The sequence below is a fragment of the Rhizobium sp. BR 317 genome (genome assembly GCF_047445835.1).
Classification (GTDB): Bacteria; Pseudomonadota; Alphaproteobacteria; order Rhizobiales; family Rhizobiaceae; genus Rhizobium; species Rhizobium paranaense.
Genome location: NZ_JARWLB010000067.1, coordinates 1 through 3512 on the forward strand (window position 1 = coordinate 1; position 3512 = coordinate 3512).

The following is a 3512-nucleotide window of genomic DNA, read 5'->3' on the forward strand; positions in this document are numbered from 1 at the left end:
GTATGTATGCKAACGGCAGGTTCATCGTGCCCTGATTATGGGCGCCGTAAAAAACCCCGCTGACCGGGTGCACCGGGCTTCGAGAGTATTCAAGCACCCAGATCGAATGCGTTCCCATGGTCTTCCTCCCCATGTCCAAGTAGGGACCCTCCACAGCATGCTGTCGTGTCGAAGGTCGACGTGCCTAAGATGGCGGCCGATCGTTTCAGCTCGATCGCCGCATTTGAAAGCAGCCCCAGCAGGGGTGCATCTGAAACCAGGACACCGCGCTGCAGGTGCTCCTCCGCCTCGACAAGCAGGCCATCTGCCCGTCCAAGATGGGAGAGTGCGTGGCCCTGCCCCGCGAGACCGCGCAAGCCCGCAAGCGAGGAACGGACGGATCGCTTTATCTCTGTGGCGCGATTGGCGAGTTCTCCAATCAAGAGGCGCATGCTCTTCTCCCTCAATGCCATATGCATGAAGGAGTAGATCGCGAGGAGCTCGCCATATGTCCTGACGAGCGCCTCGAGGCATGCGCGCGCCTCCGGCGATGGAACCGAACMCACGAGCGCTTCACAGCGGAAGCCGCCGAAAACGGTGCCTCCGCTGGCCATCATCGTACAGCCGTCGGCAGCGGAGCGTTTGACGGAAGAAGGCTCGCCTCAGTCAAAGCGTCCCAAAATGCACCGGGTATTGTCTCGTTGATCGCCTTGACGTTCTGCTCGACTTCCAATGCGCTCTTTGCACCCATGACCAGCGTGGCCACTGCCGGATGCGCATAGACGAATTGCATCGCCGCTGCAGGCAAGCTCACCGCATATCTTAAGCAAATGCTCTCGATGGCCTTGACCTTTTCGACGACGGCCGCCGGAACCTTGCCGTAATCGTAAGTGGCCGCGGGACCGCTTACGCCGGTCGCKAGGATCCCKGAATTGAAGATCCCGCCGGCGATCACGGAGACGTTCCGCTGGAGCAACTCGTCGAACGCGGCCTCAAGCGGGGCATGATTCAAAAGGGTGTAKCGGCCGGCGATCAACKAGCAGTCGATCGGAAATTMACGGGCGACACCCACGACAGACTCGGCCTCGTTGACACCCAGACCAATGGCCGATACGGCTCCGCTGKAGCGAAGTTCGTCCAGTGCCTTGTAACCGGAGGCCCGCAACTGGTTCCAATAGAATTCGCTCTGGTCGCCGTGCCATGCCCGACCAACGTCATGCACGAGAAGAACGTCAATATAGTCTAGGCCGAGGCGCTGTTGGCTGTCTTCGAATGCKCGCATCACGCCGTCATAGGTGTAATCGTAGGTATCGAGAAACGGAAGCGGSTCKATCCACTCGATGCCGTAGACGGTCTCTAACTTCTWCGTCCTGCTTGCGGGCTTCAATACGCGTCCKACTTTGGTGCTTACMACCACGTTTTCGCGCAGCTTGTTCGCCCTGAGGGCATGGCCAAGATAATGCTCCGACTTGCCGAATCCATACATCGGCGCGCAATCGAAATAGCGGATGCCGGCCGCATACCCGGCGAGGATGGTCGCTTCGAATTMGTCGTAGGAGACATCGGCGTTGAAGCCAGAGAGCGGCACTGTGCCTAGCCMAAGCGAAGTTACCTGCACTTTGCTTTTTCCGAGCGGCCTAGTTTCAAGTTCGGTCATGTGATCATCCCTAGATGTCGATAGGAGGCGTCGAAGCGATGTAGCTTCCGCCATGCCGTCATTGTTCGGGTAAAGCCCGTGTCCCAAATGCGTGTCATGTCGCCGGCGTCTGCCGCCAACCACACCAGAAATGCTTGATGGACCTCCGTGGCCTGACTCCTCAATCGGCAAGGTGTAAGGTATAAGGTCATACCTATAGAGGCAAGCGTTTTTTGCATGCCGCCATCCGCATTTTGCGAATTGCTTAAAAATGCCGCCTACGCGCAACGGGGCGCGGCAGCTMGTCTCAGCCGATCGTTGATTGCCCTGCCAAGGCCAATCAGAGGCACAGGGGCGAATGCAATMATGTCACTCGCGCYGGCCAAGGCGTCGGCTTCACTMATGGCGGTGTAGAGGTTGCGGGCAGCTTCCTGAAGGTCACCGGAAGAAGACAGCGTCAATTGACAGCCCTCGCACTCCGGTCCGAAACCGACCCAGACCATATTGGCGGCAGGACKGTCGACATTCATCTGAACGGCGGCTTCCGGAGCATAATGGCTCTTTAGCTGGCCTGGTGCCGAGACTTTTTGGGGCCCAGTGTCCTCGTCAATCGGGCCGAGTAAAGCTTCCAGTGCCTCCCGCGGAACTGACCCGTGGCGTAGAATGATCGGAGATCCGACCAAAGACAGAATAGTCGATTCCAGGCCGTGATCGCATATGTCTTCTTCCACGATTCCCGAAATCCGTCCGTCCAACTGGCGGACAACTTCCACGAAGCGGGTCGAGGTGACCTTCCCGGAACGATTGGCTGAAGGCGCTGCCACCGGAAATCCGACGGCCCGGATCAGCCGTTGGGCGACACTCGACGAGGGAAATCGGATTGCGACATTTTTCATGCCCGCGGTAACTGCGGTTGCGAGCCCCGCGTCTTCCCGCTTTGGCAGGAGCAATGTCAGAKGTCCCGGCCAAAAGCTGGCAGCAGCCAACTCTGCCTCCGKATTGAAATGTGCCATCCTGCGCGCCATTTCCACGTCCGAAACGTGGATAATCAGGGGATTATGCCGCGGGCGTCCTTTGGCTTCATAGATGCGCTCGATCCCGGCGGGGCTGCTGGCGTCCGCGCCGAGCCCGTAAACCGTCTCCRTCGGAAACGCGACAACTTCGCCATTTCGCATGAGCCGGGCGGCAGCTTCAATCGCGCTGTCGCTGACGTCAAAATGACGGGTGGTGGTCATCTTTTTTCCTCGCGCTGGTTCTGGAAGGGAGCAGAGATCGATACGACCAAAGCCATTGGCTCAGGAGGCCCGGTTCGGCGTGCCTCCTGACAGCCTCAACGTCGTCCCCGCTGAGCCAAACTCAGTTCAAGCCGACTACGCTATGCGGCACGTATGGCTCCTCGAGTTCGCGGACCTCGTCGTCGCTTAGCTTGACGGCCAAGGAAGCGACGGCATCCTTCAGATGCTGTAGCTTCGTTGCGCCGATTATAGGAGCCGTCACGCCCGCCTTTGTGTTAAGCCACGCCATCGCAACGAGGGATCGTGGGACGTTCTTGTCGTCTGCAATCTTTGCGACGACGTCTACGACGCGGCGATCCGCCTCGTCCGCGTGACCGTAGAACCGAGCGGTGACATTGTCGGTCTCGGACCTCAAACTGCTTTCCTCCCAAGGCCGGCTGAGGCGCCCGCGAGCCAGCGGACTGAACGCGATGATCCCCACCCCTTCAGCTTTACAGAGCGGCAACATCTCCCGCTCTTCCTCGCGATAAAGGAGGTTCATCTGAGCTTGCATMGAAACGAAACGCGACCATCCGGCAGMGTCCGACTTGTAGAGCGCGCGCGCAAATTGCCATGCGTAACAATTGCTGGCTCCGATGTAGCGAACCTTGCCGCTTCGAACG

General features: G+C 59.0%; 5 protein-coding genes. 1 reads left to right on the plus strand and 4 read right to left on the minus strand.

Features of this window, described 5'->3' with window-relative positions; translation table 11 throughout:
• Nucleotides 1-89: 89 nt before the first annotated feature.
• From QD357_RS31520 to QD357_RS31530, 3 genes are all read right to left on the minus strand, one after another.
• On the minus strand, nt 90-431 hold the full coding sequence (locus QD357_RS31520; RefSeq protein ID WP_245314367.1) for a hypothetical protein: 342 nt from the start codon (nt 429-431) through the stop codon (nt 90-92).
• A gap of 161 nt (nt 432-592) precedes the next feature.
• The gene (locus tag QD357_RS31525; protein WP_414125902.1) at nt 593-1636 is read right to left on the minus strand and encodes an aldo/keto reductase; all 1044 of its coding nucleotides are present in this window, start codon (nt 1634-1636) and stop codon (nt 593-595) included.
• 257 nt (nt 1637-1893) lie between these two features.
• A complete protein-coding gene (locus QD357_RS31530) occupies nt 1894-2790 on the minus strand; it encodes an L-threonylcarbamoyladenylate synthase (protein ID WP_414125904.1) in 897 nt (298 codons plus the stop codon).
• Here QD357_RS31530 and QD357_RS31535 point away from each other — a divergent pair.
• Nucleotides 2674-2940, plus strand: coding sequence for a hypothetical protein (locus QD357_RS31535; RefSeq protein WP_414125905.1), 267 nt, complete (start codon nt 2674-2676; stop codon nt 2938-2940). The genes QD357_RS31530 and QD357_RS31535 overlap by 117 nt on opposite strands.
• A gap of 31 nt (nt 2941-2971) precedes the next feature.
• Here the strand turns inward: QD357_RS31535 and QD357_RS31540 are convergent.
• A partial coding sequence (locus QD357_RS31540; RefSeq protein ID WP_414125903.1) for an aldo/keto reductase occupies nt 2972-3512 on the minus strand: 541 nt, incomplete at its 5' end.

Excerpts from the sequence above, each read along its gene's own strand:
- QD357_RS31520 (WP_245314367.1), bottom strand. The coding sequence starts at position 431 with ATGCGCCTCTTGATTGGAGAACTCGCCAATCGCGCCACAGAGATAAAG.